The sequence below is a fragment of the Microbacterium sp. JB110 genome (assembly GCF_003335195.1).
Taxonomy (GTDB): domain Bacteria; phylum Actinomycetota; class Actinomycetes; order Actinomycetales; family Microbacteriaceae; genus Microbacterium.
Genome location: NZ_QPGM01000007.1, coordinates 125654 through 145835, shown reverse-complemented (window position 1 = coordinate 145835; position 20182 = coordinate 125654). Strand labels below are relative to the sequence as shown.

At 68.5% G+C, this 20182-nt stretch carries 15 protein-coding genes; 6 read left to right on the top strand and 9 right to left on the bottom strand.

From position 1 onward, the window contains the following. Positions 1-8: 8 nt before the first annotated feature. The 3 genes from CIK77_RS13115 to CIK77_RS13105 form a co-directional block, all read right to left on the bottom strand. Positions 9-557, bottom strand: coding sequence for a YceI family protein (locus tag CIK77_RS13115; RefSeq protein WP_087056533.1), 549 nt, complete (start codon positions 555-557; stop codon positions 9-11). Positions 558-741: 184 nt separating this feature from the next. Further along, complete coding sequence (locus CIK77_RS13110; RefSeq protein ID WP_087056532.1) at positions 742-1113, bottom strand: FKBP-type peptidyl-prolyl cis-trans isomerase; 372 nt, start codon at positions 1111-1113, stop codon at positions 742-744. A 303-nt stretch (positions 1114-1416) separates the two neighbouring features. Continuing rightward, positions 1417-2646, bottom strand: a complete 1230-nt coding sequence (locus tag CIK77_RS13105; RefSeq protein WP_249268740.1) for a PrsW family intramembrane metalloprotease — start codon at positions 2644-2646, stop codon at positions 1417-1419. A gap of 57 nt (positions 2647-2703) precedes the next feature. Between CIK77_RS13105 and CIK77_RS13100 the strand changes: the two genes are divergently transcribed. Beyond that, positions 2704-3606 (top strand): fumarylacetoacetate hydrolase family protein, encoded by a 903-nt coding sequence (locus tag CIK77_RS13100; protein ID WP_087056531.1) that lies wholly within the window; start codon positions 2704-2706, stop codon positions 3604-3606. Here the strand turns inward: CIK77_RS13100 and CIK77_RS13095 are convergent. Both CIK77_RS13095 and CIK77_RS13090 read right to left on the bottom strand, forming a co-directional pair. Next, positions 3581-5023: an aspartate ammonia-lyase gene (locus tag CIK77_RS13095; protein ID WP_087056530.1), complete on the bottom strand. Its 1443-nt coding sequence runs from the start codon at positions 5021-5023 to the stop codon at positions 3581-3583. The two genes, CIK77_RS13100 and CIK77_RS13095, sit on opposite strands and share 26 nt — an antisense overlap. 88 nt (positions 5024-5111) lie before the next feature. Continuing rightward, positions 5112-6008, bottom strand: a complete 897-nt coding sequence (locus tag CIK77_RS13090) for a phosphodiesterase (RefSeq protein WP_087056529.1) — start codon at positions 6006-6008, stop codon at positions 5112-5114. A 75-nt stretch (positions 6009-6083) separates the two neighbouring features. Between CIK77_RS13090 and CIK77_RS13085 the strand changes: the two genes are divergently transcribed. Further along, complete coding sequence (locus tag CIK77_RS13085; protein ID WP_087056528.1) at positions 6084-8183, top strand: S9 family peptidase; 2100 nt, start codon at positions 6084-6086, stop codon at positions 8181-8183. Between the two features lie 235 nt (positions 8184-8418). Here CIK77_RS13085 and CIK77_RS13080 read toward each other — a convergent pair whose 3' ends face one another. After that, positions 8419-9645 carry a pyridoxal phosphate-dependent aminotransferase gene (locus tag CIK77_RS13080; protein WP_087056527.1) on the bottom strand — a complete coding sequence of 409 codons (1227 nt, stop codon included), beginning with the start codon at positions 9643-9645 and terminating at the stop codon, positions 8419-8421. A gap of 106 nt (positions 9646-9751) precedes the next feature. Beyond that, on the bottom strand, positions 9752-12511 hold the full coding sequence (gene secA / locus CIK77_RS13075; protein WP_087056526.1) for a preprotein translocase subunit SecA: 2760 nt from the start codon (positions 12509-12511) through the stop codon (positions 9752-9754). 233 nt (positions 12512-12744) lie between these two features. Here secA and CIK77_RS13070 point away from each other — a divergent pair, with 233 nt between their 5' ends. From CIK77_RS13070 to CIK77_RS13055, 4 genes are all read left to right on the top strand, one after another. Further along, positions 12745-13344, top strand: a complete 600-nt coding sequence (locus tag CIK77_RS13070; protein ID WP_087056525.1) for a PadR family transcriptional regulator — start codon at positions 12745-12747, stop codon at positions 13342-13344. A gap of 194 nt (positions 13345-13538) precedes the next feature. Further along, entirely contained in the window at positions 13539-14246 is a 708-nt protein-coding gene (locus tag CIK77_RS13065; protein WP_087056630.1) for an ABC transporter ATP-binding protein, read from the top strand. A 37-nt stretch (positions 14247-14283) separates the two neighbouring features. Then, entirely contained in the window at positions 14284-17178 is a 2895-nt protein-coding gene (locus tag CIK77_RS13060) for an FtsX-like permease family protein (protein WP_087056524.1), read from the top strand. Between the two features lie 47 nt (positions 17179-17225). Continuing rightward, entirely contained in the window at positions 17226-18542 is a 1317-nt protein-coding gene (locus CIK77_RS13055) for a hypothetical protein (RefSeq protein ID WP_087056523.1), read from the top strand. 81 nt (positions 18543-18623) lie between these two features. Here CIK77_RS13055 and hpf read toward each other — a convergent pair whose 3' ends face one another. Together hpf and CIK77_RS13045 are read right to left on the bottom strand one after the other, a co-directional pair. After that, positions 18624-19280: a ribosome hibernation-promoting factor, HPF/YfiA family gene (hpf, locus tag CIK77_RS13050; RefSeq protein ID WP_087056522.1), complete on the bottom strand. Its 657-nt coding sequence runs from the start codon at positions 19278-19280 to the stop codon at positions 18624-18626. Positions 19281-19473: 193 nt separating this feature from the next. Further along, positions 19474-20145, bottom strand: coding sequence for a ComF family protein (locus CIK77_RS13045; protein ID WP_087056521.1), 672 nt, complete (start codon positions 20143-20145; stop codon positions 19474-19476). Positions 20146-20182 lie beyond the last annotated feature (37 nt).

Below are 20182 nucleotides of genomic sequence, written 5' to 3'. Positions count from 1 at the left end.
GCATCACCTCACTCCTGCAGTGCCGCCTGCATGTCGAGCGTGATCTTGATGTCTTTGCCGACGAGAACGCCGCCGCTTTCGAGCGCCGCGTTCCAGGTCAGACCGAACTCTTCGCGGTTGATGCTGCCCTTCGCGGTCGCACCGCCCCTGTAACCGCCCCACGGGTCCGTGCCGAAGCCGCCCAGCTCGAGCTCGAAGGTGACCGGCTTGGTCGTTCCCTTGATCGTCAGGTCGCCGTCGACGAGGAAATCTCCGCCGTTCTCCCGCACGCCTGTGCTCACGAATGTCATGGTCGGGTGGTTCTCGGTGTCGAAGAAGTCGGCACTGCGCAGGTGTCCGTCGCGGCCCTCATCCTTCGTGTCGACCGACGCCACGTCGACCTTGGCGGTCACGCTCGCCTCGAGCGGGTTCTCCGGAAGCGTGAACGTCGCCTCCTTGAACGCGAAAGCGCCGCGCACCTTCGAGATCATCATGTGGCGCACTTCGAAGCCGACCTCGCTGTGCGCCGGGTCGAGAGCGTAGGTTCCTGCCTTGTAGCCGGGGATGTCGATCGTCATTGTGCTGCTCCTGTGGTCGTGCCGTCGTCGCGCCATCGGATGAGGCGCACACACACTACAATACGTATGCGTCCGCATATATTCCAACATCGCGAAGAAATGTCCGTGAACTCCGGATGAGCCGCGCGCAGGAACGACGAAGCCGCCCGATCCGGATGGACCGAGCGGCTTCGGAGACGTGCGTTCAGGCGACGTCGACCAGGTCGATGATGAAGATAAGGGTCTTTCCGCTGAGGAAGTGGCCGGACCCGGCAGGGCCGTACGCGAGGTGCGGCGGCACGGTGAGCTTGCGGCGCCCGCCGGTCTTCATGCCAGGGATGCCGTCCTGCCAGCCCTGGATCAGACCGCGCAGCGGGAACTGCAGCGTCTCGCCGCGGTTCCACGACGCGTCGAACTCTTCGCCGGTGTCGTATTCGACGCCCGCGTAGTGCACGGTGACGGTTGCGCCGGGCTGTGCCTCGGCGCCCTCGCCGACGATGATGTCGTCGATGACCAGCTCGCTGGGCGCCGGGCCCTGCGGAGCATCGAACTCTGGCTTGGTGCGATCTGCGCTCATGCGTCCATCCAAACACGTCACGGCTCCCAGTGGGCCAGAAACCGCCGCAGCGCACCGCTTCCTGGTTCCCTCAGCGAGGAGGTATTGACACCCTCGCGATTCCGTCGCATTCTGAAGTCAGGTTCATTCAGCGCTCGGAGGACTCGCAGGCATCGCCGCAGCCCGGGCGCTGAATGTTGTCCGCCCCGCTCCCCTCATCCGGCCCTGTGCCCTGCTCGCGAAATGCGCACTTCTCACCGAGATGCGCCGCTTCTGACGCTGTTTCGTCGAAGAAGTGCGCTTCTCGGCGGCCCGTTCCGGTGCCTACGGGGCGAGCAGTGCCTGCCGAGTGGCGAGTGCGCGGGCGAGCAGCTGCTGTTCGACCACCGGCGCCTTCGGGTCGCGACCGCTGAGCCCTCGCTCGCGGGCCATCGCCAGTTGGGTCGCGTCACGCACGAACGTCTTCATCAGTGCGGAGCGATCTCCGCGCAGGGCACGGGCCCAGGCCATGCCGACTCTGCGACCGCGCGGGGTTGCGAGCATGTCGACCTCCTGCGGAGTGAACCACCCGGCCCTGGCGTAGTCGCTGAGCCGCTCGTGCGTGATCGTCGCCTTCTCCTTGCGCAGGTACACGATCGCGATCACGAACAGCACGAACTGCGGCACCTGCAGCACGATGTACATCACCAGGAAGTTCACGTAGCTCGACGAGTTCCACAGCGCGTGCATGCCGACGCCGATCACGTAGCCGAGCAGTGCGTACAGGGCGACGTTGCGCCTGTTGCGCAGGGCGAGACCCACGAGCAGGCCGAAGACTCCGGTGAACATCGCGTGGGCGAATGGCGACAGGATGCCGCGCATGAAGAAGATGCCGACCGTCGCGCCGACGCCCTCGCTGGCGCCGTATGTGAAGAAGTACTGGATGTTCTCGGTGAACGCGAAGCCCGCTCCGATCAGGCCGCCGTACACGAGCCCGTCGATCGGACCATCGATCGTGTTGCGCGCGATCAGGATGATCACGAACACGCCGACCATCTTGCACGCCTCTTCGAGCAGGGGCGCCCGAAGGATGGTCGCGAGCACATCGTGAGTCTCGGGGTCGGTCTGCAGCACCGCCAGTGAGAGCCAGTCGAAGACGTACAGGAAGAGCATCGTCAGGCCGATGGAGGCGAGTGCACCCCACGCGAGGGCGAACACGATCAGACGTTTCGGCTCCGGCTCCCAGTTGTCGATCCACATCGCCGTGAGGATCACGATCGCGAACGGGACGAGCGCGAGCGTCGTGGCCACGACGAACGGCACAGTGCCGAAGGAGAGCATCGGCAGCACGAACGAGACGATCACCCACAGCGCGAGCAGCCCGACGCCGATCCAGCCGAGGAACCACAGCGGGTGCACGCGCGACGGAACCGGCGGCAGCTGCAGATGCTGCTGTCGTCGTGCCGGCGCGATCGGTGCCGGCTGCCCGTGGTGGGGCTGGGCGAGCGACGAGTGGAAATCCGAATGGTGCGCCGGCTGATAGCCCGGCTGATGGGGCTGCATCCCGTACGTCATATCGAACACTCTATTGGGGAGGACCGGTGGATCTCCTCTCATCCATAGAATGGGGCAATGCGCTTCTCCCATCTGCATCTCGACGGCGAGACGGAACCGACCTTCGTGGTGAAGGTCGGCGACCAGGCGGTTCCCGTCTCGTCCCTCATCGAGAACGCGCCGGACACGCTGCAGGATCTGCTCGAACGGGGGCCGGATGAGTGGGCCAGAGTGCGCGAGGCCGTTGTCGCAGGCGGCGGTGCGCGGAGGCCGCTCGACGGCGCGGAGTACGCCTCAGCGGTGAACCGGCCGCCGGCGATCATCGCGGTCGGGCTGAACTACGCCGCCCACTCCGGTGAACTGAACCTGAAGACGGACAACACCCCGACGGTGTTCACGCTGTGGCCGAACTCGCTGGCGGGCCACGACCGGACGGCCACGTGGTCGCGCCGGATGAGCGAGGCCGTCGACTACGAGGCCGAGCTGGGCGTGATCATCGGCCGGCCGGCACGCGATGTCACCGAGGACGAAGCCCTTGAGCACGTCTTCGGCTACACCGTGGTCAACGACATCTCGGCACGCAACATCCAGTACTCCGAGGCGCAGTGGTCGCGCTGCAAGTCACTGGACGGCTTCACGCCGACGGGTCCTGACGTCGTCACGGCCGATGAGATCGCCGACCCGCAGGACCTGCACATCTGGACCACCGTCGACGGCGAGACGATGCAGGACGCGTCGACCGGCCAGATGGTGCGCTCCGTCGCGAAGCTGATCGCGCACCTGTCGCAGGGCATCACGCTCCTGCCTGGCACCCTCATCTCCACGGGCAGCCCCGGCGGCTCCGGCTTCTCCCGCACCCCGCAGGTCCTGCTCGGCGACGGCACCACCGTCACGGTCGGCATCGACGGCATCGGCGAACTCACCACCCGCTGCCGCGTCACCGACGGGTGCGGGGTCACGGGAGGTCCTCAGGGGAGATGATCGGGATCGCGGTGGTGATGGGCTCGATGCCGCTGAGGCGTTCCGGGCGGAGCTGCTTGTCGACCTCTTCGCGGGTCATCAGCTCGGCATCCACGACGAGGTCGGCCACGTTGCGGTGCGTCAGCAGCGCCGTCTTGGCGAGGGCCGCCGCCGCCGCGTATCCGATGAACGGCGTCAGCGCGGTGATCACGCCCACCGACGACCCCACCATCGCTCCGAGGCGACCGCGGTTCGCTGTGATCCCGTCGATGCAGTTCACGCGCAGCGTCTGATAGGCGCGGCGCATCCAGGTGATCGACTGCAGCATCGAGTGCGCGATGATCGGCTCGAACGCGTTCAGCTGCAGCTGCCCGTTCTCCGCGGCCATCGTCACGGTCAGATCCGCCCCGACCACGGAGAACGCGACCTGGTTGACGACCTCGGGGATGACCGGATTGACCTTGCCGGGCATGATCGAAGAACCCGCCTGCATGGCGGGCAGATTGATCTCGCCGAAACCGGCCTGCGGCCCGGATGAGAGCAGACGCAGGTCGCTGCTGATCTTCGACAGCTTGATCGCGTTGCGCTTCAGCGACGAGGAGAACGACAGGAACGCACCCATGTCACTCGTGGCTTCGACGAGGTCCCTCGCTGTGTGCAGCGGCAGCCCCGTGATCTCCGCGAGGTGCACGCGCACGCGGTCGGCGTAGCCCGGCCGAGCCGTGACACCCGTGCCGATGGCTGTGGCACCCATGCTGATCTCGGTGAGCAGCGATGCGTTCTCCCGCAGCCGCCTGACGTCCTCGTCCACCGTCGTGGCGAAGCCGTGGAACTCCTGTCCGAGCGTCATCGGCACCGCGTCCTGCAGCTGCGTGCGGCCGACCTTGAGCACGTCGGAGAACTCCGCCGCCTTGCGCAGGAACGAGTCGCGCAGCAGCTCCAGCTCGTCGAGCAGGGAGACGTGGATCAGCGACAGCCCGACCTTGAGCGCCGTCGGGTAGACGTCGTTGGTCGACTGGCTGCGGTTGGTGTGGTCGATCGGGTGCAGGTAGTCGTAATCGCCCTTCTCGCGCCCCGCCAGCTCGAGCGCGATGTTGGTGATGACCTCGTTGGCGTTCATGTTGGTCGAGGTCCCCGCCCCGCCCTGAACCACGCCGACGCAGAACTCGTCGTGGAACTCGCCGTCGATCACGCGCTGCGAGGCGCGGTCGATGAGATCGGCGCGCTCGGCGTCGAGATCGCCGATGTCGCGGTTGGCCCTCGCCGCGGCCTGTTTCACCATCGCCAGAGCCGTGATGAGCTCGGCGTACACCGAGATCGGTCGTTTCGTGATGTCGAAGTTCTCGAGGGCTCGCGCTGTGTGCACCCCCCAATACGCGTCGGCGGGGATCTCGAGGGGCCCGAGAGAGTCGGATTCGGTTCGCGTCGCTGCGGTCACGCCTCGACCCTACGCCGGATGTCCTCACGCCCCCCGCAGGTCGGCTGCGATTTGCAGAGGACGCAGCGAAGACACGAGGAATCGGATGTCAGCGGCCCGGCTTGCGCGAGAACGCCTCGAGCCGCTCATCCGGGGTCATCGCGGCGAGCCGCGCGTAGAACTCAGGTGAGAACGCTCCGGCGGGGTCGGCTCCGTCAACCGGTACCACGGTGTGCGTGATCGTGTCGTCGTACACGTGCACGAGGTTGAACGCCTGACCGGCATCCATGCCGTTCACCCGCTGCGGCTCCCTGGCGACGTCCATCGTGTAGCAGGTGGCGGCGGCGACGCTCACCGGGATCCCCGCGAAGGTGCCGTGCATCGAGTAGTGCAGGTGCCCGGCGAGGACGGTCCGCACATCGCTGCCTGCAAGGACATCGGCGAAGCGGTCCTGGCCGCGCAGTTCGAGGATGTCGAACATCGGCACGTGGCTCGGCAGCGGCGGATGGTGCAGTGCGAGGATCGTGCCGAGCGGGGCCGGCTCGGCGAGCTCCGCCGCCAGCCACTCCAGCTGCGCCTCGTCGAGATCTCCGTGGTGCCATCCGGGAACCGTCGAATCGAGCGCGATGAGGCGCAGCCCGTCGAGGTCCCATGTGTGATGGATCGGCTTCTCGCTCGGCTCCTCGTCGAGCAGATCTCGGCGCATCTGCGGCCGTTCGTCGTGGTTCCCGGCGACCCAGGCGATCGGGGCCTCCAGCTGCGCGGCGAAGGGTTCGACGATGCTCCGCAGCCGCGCATAGGCATCCGGTTCGCCCAGGTCGGTCAGGTCGCCGGTGAACACCAGCGCGTCGGGCGAGATGCCCGTCTGCTCGACGCGTCGGAGCGCGCGACGCAGATTGTCCTCGACGGCGAAGCGATCGTGCAGCCGCGCCCCGCCTGCCAGCAGGTGCGTGTCGCTGATGTGCACGAGGGTGCGGTGGGCCGGCTGGTGCATTCCGAACTGCATGGTGCGATCCTACGTTCGCCCACGGCGCACGCATGGCACAGCTCCCGGATGCGGTCGCCCGGGTAGCGTGGACGCGTGACTTCCGCGCCCTCCGCCGACCGCCGCCCCACCAGCCGCGCACACCACGGCCACACCTTCGACGACCCGTACGAGTGGCTGCGCGCCAAGGACGACCCCGAGGTCATCGCGCACCTCGAGGCGGAGAACGCGCACACCGACGCCGCGCTGTCGCACCTCGCGCCCGTGCGGGAGCGGATCTTCGACGAGATCCGTTCCAGGGTGAAGGAGTCCGACCTGTCGGTGCCGAGCCGCCGCGGCCAGTGGTGGTACTACGGACGCACTGTCGCAGGCAAGCAGTACGGCATCCAGTGCAGGGCGCCGCTGGCCTCCCCCGACGACTGGACGCCTCCCGTCCTCTCCCCCGACGCCGATGTTCCAGGCGAGCAGGTGCTGCTCGATGCCAACGTCGAGGCAGACGGCAAGGACTTCTTCTCCCTCGGCTCATTCGACGTCTCCGACGACGGCACCCGGATGCTCTGGGCCGTCGACGAGGCCGGTGACGAGCGCTACACCATCCGGATCAAGGACCTCACCACGGGCGAGCTGCTTCCCGACACGATCGCGGAGACCTTCGGCGGTGCGCAGTTCCTGCCGGACGGCGAGCACATCGTGTACTCGACCGTCGACGATGCGTGGCGCCCGCACCAGGTGTGGCTGCACAGCGTCGGCGAGGCGGATGCCGCGAACGATGTCGAACTGTACGGCGATGACGACGAGCGGTTCTGGGTCGGAGCCGGCGTGACGCGCAGCGACCGGTTCCTGGTGATGGAGTCCGGATCGAGTGTGACCAGCGAGGTCAGCATCGTCGACGCCTCGGACCCGCAGGCGGCGCCGGCCGTCGTCTGGCCGCGGCGCGACGGCGTCGAGTACGGCGTCGACCACGCGGTGATCGACGGCGAGGACTGGCTCTACATCCTGCACAATGACGGCGCCCTCGACTTCGAGCTGGTCCGCGCTCGGGTCGATGACCCCTCCGCGACCGAGGTCGTGCTCGGCCACGAGCCGGGCCGACGCCTGATCGACGTCGACTGCTTCCGCGATTTCGCCGTCGTCGAGTACCGCTCAGACGGACTTCCGCGCGTCGGCGTGCTCGACTACGGAACGGGCGAGCTGAGCGAGATCGAGTTCCCCGACCCGCTGTACTCCGCGGGGGCGACAGGGAATCCGGAGTGGGCTCCCCCGGTCATCCGGGTCGCCTACGGCTCGTTCACGACGCCGGGATCGCTGTACGAGTACGAGCTGGCGACGGGCGAGCTGCTGCTGCGCAAGCGCGCCGAGGTGCTGGGCGGCTACGACGCCGCCGAGTACGATCAGCGCCGCGTATGGGTGACGGCCGCCGACGGCACCCGCATCCCCGTATCACTGGTCTGGAAGCGCTCGTTCGGCGAGCCCGGTTCCTCCGCGCGGCCCGTGCACCTGTACGGATACGGCTCATACGAGCATTCGATCGATCCAGGATTCTCGGTCGCCAGGCTGAGCGAGCTCGACCGCGGCATCCTGTTCGCCGTTGCGCACGTGCGCGGCGGCGGCGAGATGGGCAGGCAGTGGTACGAGAGCGGCAAGACGCTCGCCAAGCGCAACACGTTCACCGACTTCGTCGACGTGGCCCGCTTCCTCAGCGACGAAGGCTACACGAGCCCGGATCGGATCGTGGCAGAGGGCGGCTCGGCCGGCGGACTGCTGATGGGCGCCGTGGCGAACATGGCACCTGACGCCTTCGCCGGCATCCTCGCCGACGTTCCGTTCGTCGACGCGCTCACCTCGATCCTCGACCCGTCGCTTCCGCTGACCGTGATCGAATGGGACGAGTGGGGAGACCCGCTGCACGACGCCGACGTGTACGAGTACATGAAGTCGTACTCGCCCTACGAGAACGTGCGCGAGGGCGTCGACTACCCGCGGGTGCTCGCCATGACCAGCCTGAACGACACCCGCGTGCTGTACGTCGAACCCGCCAAGTGGGTGCAGCGACTGCGCGAGGTCGGCGCCGATGTGCTGATGAAGTGCGAGATGAACGCGGGGCACGGCGGCGTCACCGGCCGGTACAACTCCTGGCGCGAGCGCGCCTACCAGCTGGCGTGGCTGTTCGACGTGCTGGGAGTCTCGGAGGCGTAGGGGTCGGGACCGCGGCGTCGGGGCGACGACGCCGGGTCCGCGTCGGGCCTGCGGGCGCGGTCATCCGGCCGGCATTCCCTCGCGGATGCTGCGCATCCGCTCCCGCCGAACCCGGTGCCGGCGTCCGGACGACCGCTCCCTCCGGCCCGGGCAACGGCACCTCGCACCTCGGAAGCCGTGCGGCGGAGGTGACGGCATCCGAGCGGGCCGATCCGGCCCGGGGAATGACGCCCGCCTACTGCTTGTAGCTCGCCAGGAAGTTGCCGAAGCGTTCGATGGCTTCGGCGATGACGCGGGGCTCGGGCAGCGTGACGATGCGCAGGTGGTCGTGGGTGGGCCAGTTGAAGCCGGTTCCTGGCACCAGCAGCACGTGCTCGCTCACGAGGAAGTCGTAGACGAGCTTCGAGTCGTCGCGGATCTCGTGCACCTCGGGGTCGAGGCGCGGGAATGCGTAGAGCGCGCCGCGCGGCTTGACGCAGCTCACGCCGGGGATGGCGTTCAGCCCCTCCCACGCGACGTCGCGCTGCTGGTGCAGGCGGCCGTCGGTCGCGATCAGCGCATCGATGGACTGCTGTCCGGTCAGTGCGGCGATCACGCCGTGCTGCGCCGGCACGTTCGCGCACAGGCGCGTGGAGGCGAGCAGCTGGATGCCGTCGAGGAAGCCTGAGGCGTGCTCGCGGGGCCCGGTGATGACGAGCCAGCCTGAGCGGTAGCCGGCCACGCGGTACGTCTTCGACAGGCCGTTGAACGTCAGGCACAGCAGGTCAGGCGCGACCGACGCGGTGGAGACGTGCTCGGCGTCGTCGAACAGGATCCGGTCGTAGATCTCGTCGCTGAGCAGCAGCAGCGAGTTCTCGCGCGCGATCTGCACCAGCCCTTCGATCACCTCGCGACTGTAGACGGCGCCTGTCGGGTTGTTCGGGTTGATGATGACGATCGCCTTGGTGTTCGGCGTCACCTTCGAGCGGATGTCCTCGAGATCCGGCTGCCAGTCGCTCTGCTCGTCGCAGGCGTAGTGCACCGGTGTGCCGCCGGCGAGGCTCGTCATCGCCGTCCACAGCGGGTAGTCGGGGCTCGGGATGAGCACCTCGTCGCCGGCGTCGAGCAGAGCCTGCATCGTCATGGTGATCAGCTCGGACACTCCGTTGCCGAGGTAGACGTCGTCGACGTCGACCTCCGGGAAGCCCGGCTCGTTCTCGTAGCGGCTCGCGATCGCGCGGCGCGCGCCGAGGATGCCCTTGCTGTCGCTGTAGCCGTGCGACTGCGGGATCGTCTCGATCATGTCGCGCACGATCTGGTGCGGCGCCTCGAAGCCGAACACGGCGGGGTTGCCCGTGTTGAGCTTCAGGATGTTGTGCCCGTCGGCCTCCAGCTGTGCGGCCTGTTCCAGCGCTGCGCCGCGGATCTCGTAGAGGACGTTCTTCAACTTCGACGACTGATCCAGCGGGCGCAGAGTGGTCATCGAACCAGGATACGCGCGGCATCCGGCTGCTCAGGACATCCGGACGCCCCGGCGCGTGCGCGAGGGCGGCAGGCCCATCCGGTGCCTGCCGCCCTCGTTCGGTGCGCTACTTCTTCTTGGAGTTCGCGCGGCGCGCTGCGCGGTTGGCGCCGCCCTGCTGATCTTTGGCCCTGTCGGCGGCCTGACCGAACGCGCCCTGCGGCTTCGGAGCCTCTTCGCTCTGGTGGCGCACCTGCCCGTTGTCGTTGCGCACCTCGATGTCGCCGTCCTCGCTGGGCGCCGAGTACTCGAGCTGCTGCGGGCCCGCGTCGTCGGCGAGGCCCTTGGCCTCGACCTCGGGCTGGGTCGCGCCGCCGTCCTCCTTGCGGCGCACCTCGACCTCGAGGTTGAACAGGTAGCCTGTGACCTCTTCCTTGATCTGCCCCATCATCGTCTGGAACATCTGGAAGCCCTCGCGCTGGTACTCGATCAGCGGATCGCGCTGGGCCATGGCCCGCAGGCCGATGCCGTCCTTGAGGTAGTCCATCTCGTAGAGGTGGTCGCGCCAGCGGCGGTCGAGCACCTGCAGCACGACGCGCCGCTCGAGCTCACGGGTCGCGGCTTCGCCTAGCTGCTCCTCGCGACTCGTATAGGCGATCGTCGCATCGCTGAGCAGCTCGCGCTTGAGCCCGTCGACCGTGATGCCGCCCTTGCGGCCGGCCGCTTCGTCCACGACCTCGTCGATCGTGACGTTGACGGGATACATCGTCTTCAGCTCGGTCCACAGCGCGTCGAAGTCCCAGCCATCGCTGTGCCCGCCGACGATGTGCTCGTCGACGACCGCGGTGATCGCGTCTTCGCGGAAGTGCTCGACGCGGTCGGCGATGTCGTCGCCGGACAGGATGTGACGGCGGTCGGAGTAGATCGCCTCGCGCTGGCGGTTGAGAACGTCGTCGTACTTGAGCACGTTCTTGCGCGACTCGGCGTTGCGGCTCTCGATCTGACCCTGCGCGCTCCGGATCAGGCGGCCCACGATCTTCCAGTCGATCGCGACGTCCTCGGGCACACCGCGCGCGATCAGCGCGTCGGCCGAACCGCGCTGGAACTTGCGCATCAGGTCGTCCTGCAGCGAGAGGTAGAAGCGGCTCTCACCTGGGTCGCCCTGACGTCCGGAACGGCCGCGGAGCTGGTTGTCGATGCGGCGCGACTCGTGCCGCTCCGTGCCGAGCACGTACAGACCGCCGGCGTCGCGGACTTTATCCGCCTGCTCGGCGACCTCGGCCTTGACCTGGTCGTAGACGCCGTCCCACTCGGCCTCGTACTCCTCAGGGGTCTCCTTCGGGTCGAGACCGGCGTCCTTCATCCGCTGCACCGCCATGAACTCGGCGTTGCCGCCGAGCATGATGTCGGTTCCGCGACCCGCCATGTTGGTGGCGACGGTGACGGCGCCGAGCTGACCGGCGCGCGCGACGATCTCCGCCTCTCGCGCGTGGTTCTTCGCGTTCAGCACCTCGTGTCTGATGCCGCGCTTGCGGAGCATCCGGGAGAGGAGCTCGCTCTTGTCGACGCTGACCGTTCCCACCAGCACGGGCTGGCCTGCCTCGTGCCGCTGGGCGATGTCATCGACGACCTGCGTGAACTTGCCCTCTTCCGTGGCGTAGACGAGGTCGGCCTCATCCTTGCGGATCATCGGTTTGTTCGTCGGGATCGGCACGACGCCGAGCTTGTAGGTCGACATGAACTCGCCGGCCTCGGTCTCCGCCGTACCGGTCATACCCGAGAGCTTGTCGTACAGGCGGAAGTAGTTCTGCAGCGTCACCGTGGCGAGCGTCTGGTTCTCGGCCTTGACCGGCACGCCCTCCTTCGCCTCGATGGCCTGGTGGATGCCTTCGTTGTAGCGCCTGCCGGCGAGGATGCGGCCGGTGTGCTCGTCGACGATCATGACCTCGTCGTTCATGACGACGTAGTCGTAGTCGCGGTGGAACAGCGCCAGCGCCTTGATCGAGTTGTTCAGGAACGAGATCAGCGGAGTGTTCGCCGACTCGTAGAGGTTGTCGATGCCGAGGTGGTCCTCGACCTTCTCGATGCCGGGCTCGAGCACGCCGACCGTGCGCTTCTTCTCATCGACTTCGAAGTCGACCTCGCGCTCGAGGGTGTTCGCGATCTTGGCGAACTCCGCGAACCAGCGATTGGCCTCTCCCGATGACGGGCCTGAGATGATCAGCGGCGTGCGAGCCTCGTCGATGAGGATCGAGTCGACCTCGTCGACGATCACGAAGAAGTGACCCCGCTGGACGAGGTCCTCCTTGCGCCACGCCATGTTGTCGCGCAGGTAGTCGAAGCCGAACTCGTTGTTCGTGCCGTAGGTGATGTCGGCTTCGTACTGCTCCCGACGCTCTGCCGGCTTCTGGCCGGAGACGATCGTTCCGGTCGTCATGCCGAGGGCACGGAAGACGCGGCCCATCAGGTCCGCCTGGTACGAGGCGAGGTAGTCGTTCACGGTGATCACGTGCACGCCCTCGCCGGCGATCGCGTTCAGATACGCAGGCAGAGTCGCCACGAGGGTCTTTCCCTCACCGGTCTTCATCTCCGCGATGTTGCCGAAGTGCAGCGCGGCCGCACCCATCACCTGCACGTCGTACGGGCGCATGCCGAGAGTGCGCTTGGCAGCCTCCCTCACCGCGGCGAAGGCCTCCGGCATGAGCTGGTCGAGCGTCTCGCCCTTCTGATAGCGCGCGCGCAGCTCGATGGTCTCGCCGCGCAGCTCCTCGTCGCTGAGCTGCTCGTAGTCCTCTTCGAGGGCGTTCACAGCCTTGACGGCCTGGTTCAGCTTGCGGCGGACGCGTCCCTCGCCGGCACGAAGAAGCTTCTCGAAGGGGTTGGCCACGTGTTTTCTCCTCATCGGCGCGTCTCGCGGGTCGCGGACTGCCGGTTGACGCTCGTACCGCACCGGCCCGGCGCGGACATACACAGCCATGTTATCCGCCGTGACTATGAACAGGCACAGACCCCCGGCGACGACGCGCCGACGTCGAGACGTTATCCGTTTTCCCGGTATGCATATACTCAGTACATACATACGCGGAAACCAATTCCGTCGCCTACCACGAGGAGAACCGGATGTCGGTGCGATTGAGCCTGTTGGCCATCCTGGATCAGGGCCCCTGCTACGGCTACCAGCTGCGAGCGGAGTTCGACCGGCGCACCGGATCGACGTGGCCGCTGAACGTGGGACAGATCTACAACACACTCGAGCGGCTGGAGCGTGACGGGCTCGTCTCCCGCTCAGAGGCGGACGAGCGCGGTCACGTGTTCTGGCGGATCACGGACACCGGATCGCAGGAGGTGACCGGATGGCTCGGCAGCCCCGTCGAGCGCGGCGGCGGAACCCGCGATGAGCTGGCGATCAAACTCTCGCTGGCCGCGACGCTGCCAGGGGTGGACGTCGCGAGCGTGATCCAGACGCAGCGCCGGGCCACGCTCGCCCAGCTGCAATCGCTGCAGCGGACGAAGTACGCCGGCCAGAATCCGGATGGCCCTGAGGAGCTGGCGTGGTCGCTGGTCGTCGACTCGATGATCTTCGCCGCCGAAGCGGAGGCGCGCTGGCTCGATCACACCGAGCAGCGCCTGATGATGCATCCGGATCATGCCATCGGGCTCGAGCTGTCGACCGAGCGCCCCAAGCGCGGGCGCCCGGCGAAGCAGTGGGCCCACGCGTGAGCGGCGAACCGCGGCGCAGCAGGTCGCGCCGGGCGGAAGCCGACGCGGATCTCGGGCCGCAGTACCGTCGCAGCCCCAACCCCGATCCCGATCAGGCGACGAGCGCGCCGGAGACGGCGGGCTTCACCACTGAGGCGATCGACGCCGCTGCGCGGGAGGCGTCGCGGCGCGCACCCGCGGCCCGTGACGACGCGGTGCTCCGCCTCGTCGCCGTCAGCCGACAGTACGGCGAGGGTGCCACCGTCGTCTCCGCGCTGCGAGGAATCGACCTCGACGTCGCACGCGGCGAGCTCGTCGCGGTGATGGGGGCATCCGGATCGGGCAAGTCGACGCTGCTGTCGATCGCCGGAGGGCTCACAGAGGCCACGTCGGGTCAGGTCGTGATCGACGGCGAGCTTCTGCAGGGCATGCCGCAGAAGCAGATCGCGCAGCTGCGCCGCCGCTCACTCGGCTTCGTCTTCCAGGACTTCAACCTCATCCCGACGCTCACAGCGATCGAGAATGTGACGCTTCCGCTCGAGCTGGACGGCTTCTCGCGCCGCGTGGCGCGCAGAGCGGGGCGCGAGGCGCTCGCTTCCGTCGGCCTCGACGCCAAGCACGACGCGTTCCCCGACGACCTCTCCGGCGGTCAGCAGCAGCGGGTCGCCATTGCGCGGGCGGTCGTCGGTGGGCGCCGCCTGATCCTGGCGGACGAGCCGACGGGAGCGCTCGATTCCGTCACGGGCGAAGCGGTGATGCGGATGCTGCGCTCGCGCATCGACGAGGGCGCGGCCGGCATCCTCGTCACCCACGAGGCACGGCACGCAGCGTGGGCCGACCGGATCGTCTTCCTGCGCGACGGCAGGATCATCGACGAGACGCGCCGCGAAGGCGCCGAGTCGCTGCTGGCGGGCGCACGATGACGCGCCGCACAGTTCCGGAAGGTGCGGGGGCCGGTGCATGGCGGTGACGCTCGAAGCGCCGGCGCGCACAGCATCCGGAGCAGGTGAACCGCCGGAGCATCGCTCGAGATTCGCACGATGGCGCGCGGCGGCACGTCTCGCCGCGAGGCAGGTGCGGCGAGACTGGCGCACGAGCGCCCTCGTCGCACTGCTGGTCGCACTGCCGCTGGCCGCGGCTTCCGCCGCCGCCGTGTACGCCGACAGCCAGATGCCCACGGCCGAGGAGGAAGCCATCGTCTCGGTCGGTGGAACCGAGACGTGGCTGCGCATCGTGGGAGGCGCCGACCCGTCGCGCCAGCAGTACCTCGACGATCCGGACTGGGTAGAGTACGACACCACCGACGACGGCAGCCGCGTTCACGACGAGGGCGAGAGGCCGGACTCCCCCGAACCGTTCGTGCCGCAGGACACCGAGCTGCTGACGCTGACGAGCACCAGCGTGCGCGCGGAGACCGCCGGCGGTGAGGCGCATCTGCCCGCAGTGATCGGCGATATCGGCGACCACCGTTTGGACGGCAGGCTCGACGTCGTCTCGGGCACACGGCCCCTCGGGCCGAATGAAGCGGCGGTGTCGCCTGCAGCACTCGACCGTCTCGGCGCCGACGTCGGCGACGTGCTCCGCCTGCACGATCCAGACGTGACGCTCACCATCGCCGCGGTGATGCGGGAAGCGCAGGACGCCGACGAGGTCGTGCGACTGTTCCTGCCGCACAATCCCGCGCTGGCAGCAGGACTCGACGCATCCCCCGCCGCGACGACATGGTTCGCCGCCGAATGGGCGCCGACGGCCGACGAGGTGTACGACCTCAACGCCGAGGGCGTGATCGCGTACGTTCCCGCACTGGCGGCGGATCCGGGCGACGGCGCATCGCCCGCCTTCGACACGAGCAGCCTGAGCGGGCTGGTCTTCGCCGGGATGACGGCCGCGGTGATGGCGTTCTCCGCCTACCTGATCATCCTGCTCGCCGGTGCCGCGCTCGCCGTGAGCGCCCGCCGCCAGCAGCGTCAGCTCGCGATGGCCGCCGGGGTCGGAGCCACCCGCTCTGACGTGTTCCGGATCGTGCTGCTGCAGGGCACGGTGCTGGGGCTGCTCGGCGGAATCATCGGCACCGGTGCGGGGATCGGAGTGGGGGCATGGCTCGTCGCCGCCACGGCCGACGGCTCGTCGACGCACCCGTGGGGGCTGCACATCCCGTGGCTCGCCCTGGCCGCGGTGGCCGCGTTCGCGGTGGTCGTCGGCACGCTCGCCGCCCTCGCCCCCGCCCGCAGCGCATCGCGGCAGAACGTGATCGGTGCTCTGCGCGGCGCCCGCAGGCCGGTCGCCCTGCGCACCGACCGGCCGAAATGGGGATCCCTGCTGATCCTCGTCGGCATCGCCCTGACGCTCGCCGGCGCCGGCTTCGTCATGTGGGTGACCGCGGAGCCGTGGTCGCAGTGGACGTCGCTGCTCATCTTCGCTGGGATGGCGGGCGTCATCGCCGGGCCGCTCGTGCTGCAGGTCGGCGTGATCCTCGCAGGGCACTGGCTGCTCACGGTGCTCGCCCGTCTGCTCAGTCGGGTCAGCCTCGGTGCTCGTCTGGCCGCCAGGGATGCCGCCGCCGCGCCGTCGCGCGTCGTGCCCGCGTTCGGCGCGATCGCGGCGTGCGCCTTCGCCGCATCCGTGGTGCTCGGGCTCGTCGGCGCCACCGGCGAGCAGAGCGCGCGGAACTGGTACTACCAGGCGCCGGTCGGCAGCGTCGGGATGTGGGTGAGCACCTACGACTACGAGACCTTCGAGGTCTTCCCTGATGCCGCGGAGGCGGAGGAGGAGGCGATGGCGGCACTCGATGCCACCTCTCCCGCGTCGGTCGGTGTCATCCGGGCCACTCTCGACGTCCGGTCGGGAGGCCCCGGTCTCCAGGCGGATGCCGAGGTGATCAGCCCCGAGCTGCAGCGCTACGTCTCGTGCGCCGATCTGGCCGACGGCGACGCCGGCTGGGACCTGTGCCAGAGCCCACTCGGGGCGAAGCTCGGAGAGGTGGCCGGATCAGGCGCTCGCTCACAGATCAATGTGGTCGCCGCGGACGAGCTCGCCACCGTGACGGGAACAGCGATCCCGGATGCCGCCATGGCCGGCTACGCCGATGGCGCAGCGATCGTCACCGACGAGGCGTGGCTGAGCGAGGCTGATGACGAGCTCATCATCAACACCTGGACGTACGGCCAGTTCGAACGCAGCGATCCGGACGCCTCCCCCGAACCGGTAGCGGCCACGGCGCTGCCCGGCATCGCGATCGATGCGGGCCCGATGCAGATGGGACGGGAGATCTTCGTCGCACCCGACACGGCCGAGGAACTCGGGCTCATGGCGACGTTCCAGGGTGCTGTCGCCGCCTACGACGACCCGCCGAGCCAGGAGGTGCAGGACCGTCTCACCGAGCAGCTGTCGTCGATCGCACTCCAGTTCCCCGACGGCACCGACTCAGCGGGAGCGACCCTCGAATCCGGTCCGGAGGAGACGGCGACCTGGTTGTGGCTCGTGCTGGCCGGCACCGCCGTGCTGGTCGTCGGTGCAAGCGCCGTCGCGCTCGGGCTGTCGCGAGTCGAGCGCCGCTCGGACGATGCGACCCTCGCCGCGGTGGGCGGCGCACCCCGACTGCGCCGGTCTGTGACGTTCTGGCAGGGGCTGATCATCACCGGTTCCGGGTGCCTCACCGGTGCGGTCACGGGCATCCTTCCCGTGCTCGGCAGCGTGATGATCAGCTCACGCAGCGGCATCGACCTCTCGATGGCCGACGTGCCGTGGTTCTTCCTCGCCGTGCTCGGCGTGGGGCTGCCGCTCGCGCTGGCCGCCGCATCCTGGCTCGTGACTCCGCGACGCAGCGACCTGTCCCGCCGTACGGCGATCTCGTGACCGCGCTGCCGCATCCGGGGCACAGACAGCGACCGTAGGATCGGAGCATGGGTTTCTGGGGAAAGCGCAATCGCCAGGCCGACGAGCGGCAGTCCGCGGAGGACGCCGATCTCGCCAAGCGTGCGCAGGCGGCACTTGTGGCGACGGATGAGCGGATCAGGTCGACCGCGGACGAGGTCTCGTTCGCACAGGCCGAGCTCGGCGATGAGCCGACTCGCGACGTGCGGCAGGGCATCGAGGCGGTCCGCACGCACATGGGCGAGGCCTTCCGGCTGCACCAGCTCAACCACGACGACATTCCGGACACACCGGAGGAGCTGCGCACGCGCAACGCACGGATCGTGCAGCTGTGCGAATGGGCAGACGATGTGCTCGACGAACGCACGGATGCGCTGAAGGAGCAGATCGAGCGGGTCAGACGCGCCCCGCAGATCATCGACGGCGTCCGGCGCGACGCCGAGCTTCTGCGCGAACGGATTCCGCACGCGAAGGCCGTCGTCGACCGGCTCACCGAGCGCTACAGCGCCGCGGCGATGCAGCGCGTGTCGTCGAATCCGGATGAGGCCGAGCAGCTGCTCGAGTTCGCCGCGCGCTCCGCGGGCGTCGCCGAGCGGCGGCGCGACGACGGGCGCACACCGGAATCGCTTGCCGCGCTCGAGACGTCGACGGAGTCCGTCAGACGCGCGAAGACCATCCTCGACGGCGTCGAGGACTTCGAGATCGAAGCGATGCGGGCGCAGTCGACGCTGGCCGACGTGGTGGCCGACTCCCGCGGCGACATCGCCGCTGCCAGGCGGGAACCTCAGACCTCCGGCGTCACGTCAGCGGTCGCCGTGCTCGAACGGGCGCTGTCGGATCTGCCTGGACCCGGGGCGCCGACCGACCCGTTCGACGATCTCGCCAAGCTCCGCGAGGCGAATGCCGCGCTCGATGAGGCTGTCGCCAAGGCGAGGGATCGGGCGGCGAACCCCGTGCCGTCGATCACGCACGTGCGGCACGAGATCGACGCGGCGGACCGCGCCCTGTCGATCGCGCGCAGCCTGATCAGCGGTCATCGCGGCCACATCGGTGCGGACGCCCGCACCAGGCTCGCCGAGGCCGAACGGCTCCGCGTCGACGTCGAGCCGCTGGTGCCGAACGAGGACACCAGGCGCGAGTCGCAGGGCATGGCCAGGCGCATCTCCCAGTTGGCGAATGAGGCGATGCAGCTCGCCCAGCGCGACATCGACGACGACAGGCACCGCAGCGGCTACGACGACTGGGGCATGGGCGGCCGCGGAGGCGGCATGGGCGGCGGAGGCATCCTGGGCCCCGCCGTCGGCGGCCTTCTCCTCGGCGGCCTCATCGGCGACATGTTCGACTGACGCCTCCCCGAACGACGACGGGTGCTCCGAATCCAGAGTTTCGGAGCACCCATCCTCGTTCTGCATGGCTGCGCGGGCGCCTCAGCCGGCCAGCGCCACCTCGGGCTGCGTCTGCGTCGTGAGGGAGATGACGCCGTAGTCCCACCCTCGGCGCCGGTACACGACGCTCGGGTGGTCGCTGCGCGAGTCGATGAAGAGGAAGAAGTCGTGGCCGACCAGTTCCATCCGGTCGACCGCTTCCTCGACCGTCATCCACTCGGGCTCGAACTCCTTCGTCCTGATGACGACCGGCGAGTACTCCTCTTCCTCGTCCTGCTGCACCACGGGCACCACTCCGGTCGCCACAGCCTGGATCACATCGTCCGGAGCCGGCTTCACGTCGATCCCCTCGAGCGCTCCCGTCTCCTTCTCGAAGTGAGCGCGCTTGGGGTGGATGCGGGCCTTGACCCTCTTGTCCTTCGCCCTGCGCACCTGCTCGATCAGCTTGTCGATCGCCATCTCGAAGGCCGCGAACTTGTCGCCGTCCCGCGCCTCAGCGCGGACCAGCGGGCCCTTGCCCTCGAGCGTGAGTTCAACCGTCTCTTCCTCCACCCGATTGCGGTGCACGCGATGCGTGACCTTGACGTCCAAGGACAGCGCTCGCGGAGCGATGTTCTCGACTCGCGCGGACTTCTCCTCCACCACCGTGCGGAAGCGATCGCTGATGCTCACGCCGACTCCCGTGATGTCGATGTCCATTGGTGCCTCCCATTCCGGTCGGCGTTGCCGCCGACCCTTTGTTCGGGCGACCTGGCGTCGCGTTCCCTAAAACTTAGTCCGCCATTCACGCTCCTGTCACTACCCGAACGGCGGTTGTCTCCGCATGGATTCCGTCTGTCGATCCGGTCGGCGATTCGGGTTCACAACACCGCCCGAAGTCGATAGCGTGTAGTCACTCCGTGCCGATCGCGCCGGGCTCTCGAACCTGTCTCATCGGAGTGCTGGCCAGCGCGACGACACCGGCCACATCGAACCCCGCATCCGCCAGCGCGATCGCCGCCTCCTCGCACGTCGCACCGGTCGTGATGACATCGTCGACGATCACGACGGGCGGGTCTCCTCTCCGCGCAGCCCGGCGGGCGCGCAGCGTTCCTGCGACGTTGCGGCGCCGTTGGTCGCGCCCGAGTGCGCGCTGATCGCCAGCCGCGAACACCGGACGGAGCAGTCGCACGACCGGCGCGCCGGCGCGGCGCACGAGCAGGTCGGGAACTCGGTAGCCTCGCAGGCGCATCGACCTGCGCGAGGTCGGCACAGGCACGAACGCCGCGCGATCGAGGTCGTGCACCGCAGCGACCATCGCCGAGCGCATCGCGGGGGCGAACGCTCTGGCGATGTCGGTGCGACCGCGCTCCTTCATGGCCCTGATCGCCATGGCGGGGACGCCTTCGTACGGCAGCGCGGCGTTCGCGACGATGCCGCCGCTGAGTTCGCGGGCCAGCACGCGATCCGCCAGCAGCTCGCGACATGCCTCGCAGAGCGCCGTGCCATGCGCTCCGCACCCCGGGCATGCGACCGGCAGCACGAACGCGAGCGCCTCGCTCAGCGCTCTGCGGATCCGGTCCATTCCCTCACTGTGCCGCCGATCATCCGGATGCCCGCGC

Bases quoted from the DNA above. Each gene is read 5' to 3' on its own strand.
- CIK77_RS13115 (WP_087056533.1), bottom strand. From the start codon at position 557: ATGACGATCGACATCCCCGGCTACAAGGCAGGAACCTACGCTCTCGAC.
- CIK77_RS13110 (WP_087056532.1), bottom strand. From the start codon at position 1,113: ATGAGCGCAGATCGCACCAAGCCAGAGTTCGATGCTCCGCAGGGCCCG.
- CIK77_RS13105 (WP_249268740.1), bottom strand. From the start codon at position 2,646: ATGACGTACGGGATGCAGCCCCATCAGCCGGGCTATCAGCCGGCGCAC.
- CIK77_RS13100 (WP_087056531.1), top strand. From the start codon at position 2,704: ATGCGCTTCTCCCATCTGCATCTCGACGGCGAGACGGAACCGACCTTC.
- CIK77_RS13090 (WP_087056529.1), bottom strand. From the start codon at position 6,008: ATGCAGTTCGGAATGCACCAGCCGGCCCACCGCACCCTCGTGCACATC.
- CIK77_RS13080 (WP_087056527.1), bottom strand. From the start codon at position 9,645: ATGACCACTCTGCGCCCGCTGGATCAGTCGTCGAAGTTGAAGAACGTC.
- CIK77_RS13070 (WP_087056525.1), top strand. From the start codon at position 12,745: ATGTCGGTGCGATTGAGCCTGTTGGCCATCCTGGATCAGGGCCCCTGC.
- CIK77_RS13060 (WP_087056524.1), top strand. From the start codon at position 14,284: ATGGCGGTGACGCTCGAAGCGCCGGCGCGCACAGCATCCGGAGCAGGT.
- CIK77_RS13055 (WP_087056523.1), top strand. From the start codon at position 17,226: ATGGGTTTCTGGGGAAAGCGCAATCGCCAGGCCGACGAGCGGCAGTCC.
- hpf (WP_087056522.1), bottom strand. From the start codon at position 19,280: ATGGACATCGACATCACGGGAGTCGGCGTGAGCATCAGCGATCGCTTC.
- CIK77_RS13045 (WP_087056521.1), bottom strand. From the start codon at position 20,145: ATGGACCGGATCCGCAGAGCGCTGAGCGAGGCGCTCGCGTTCGTGCTG.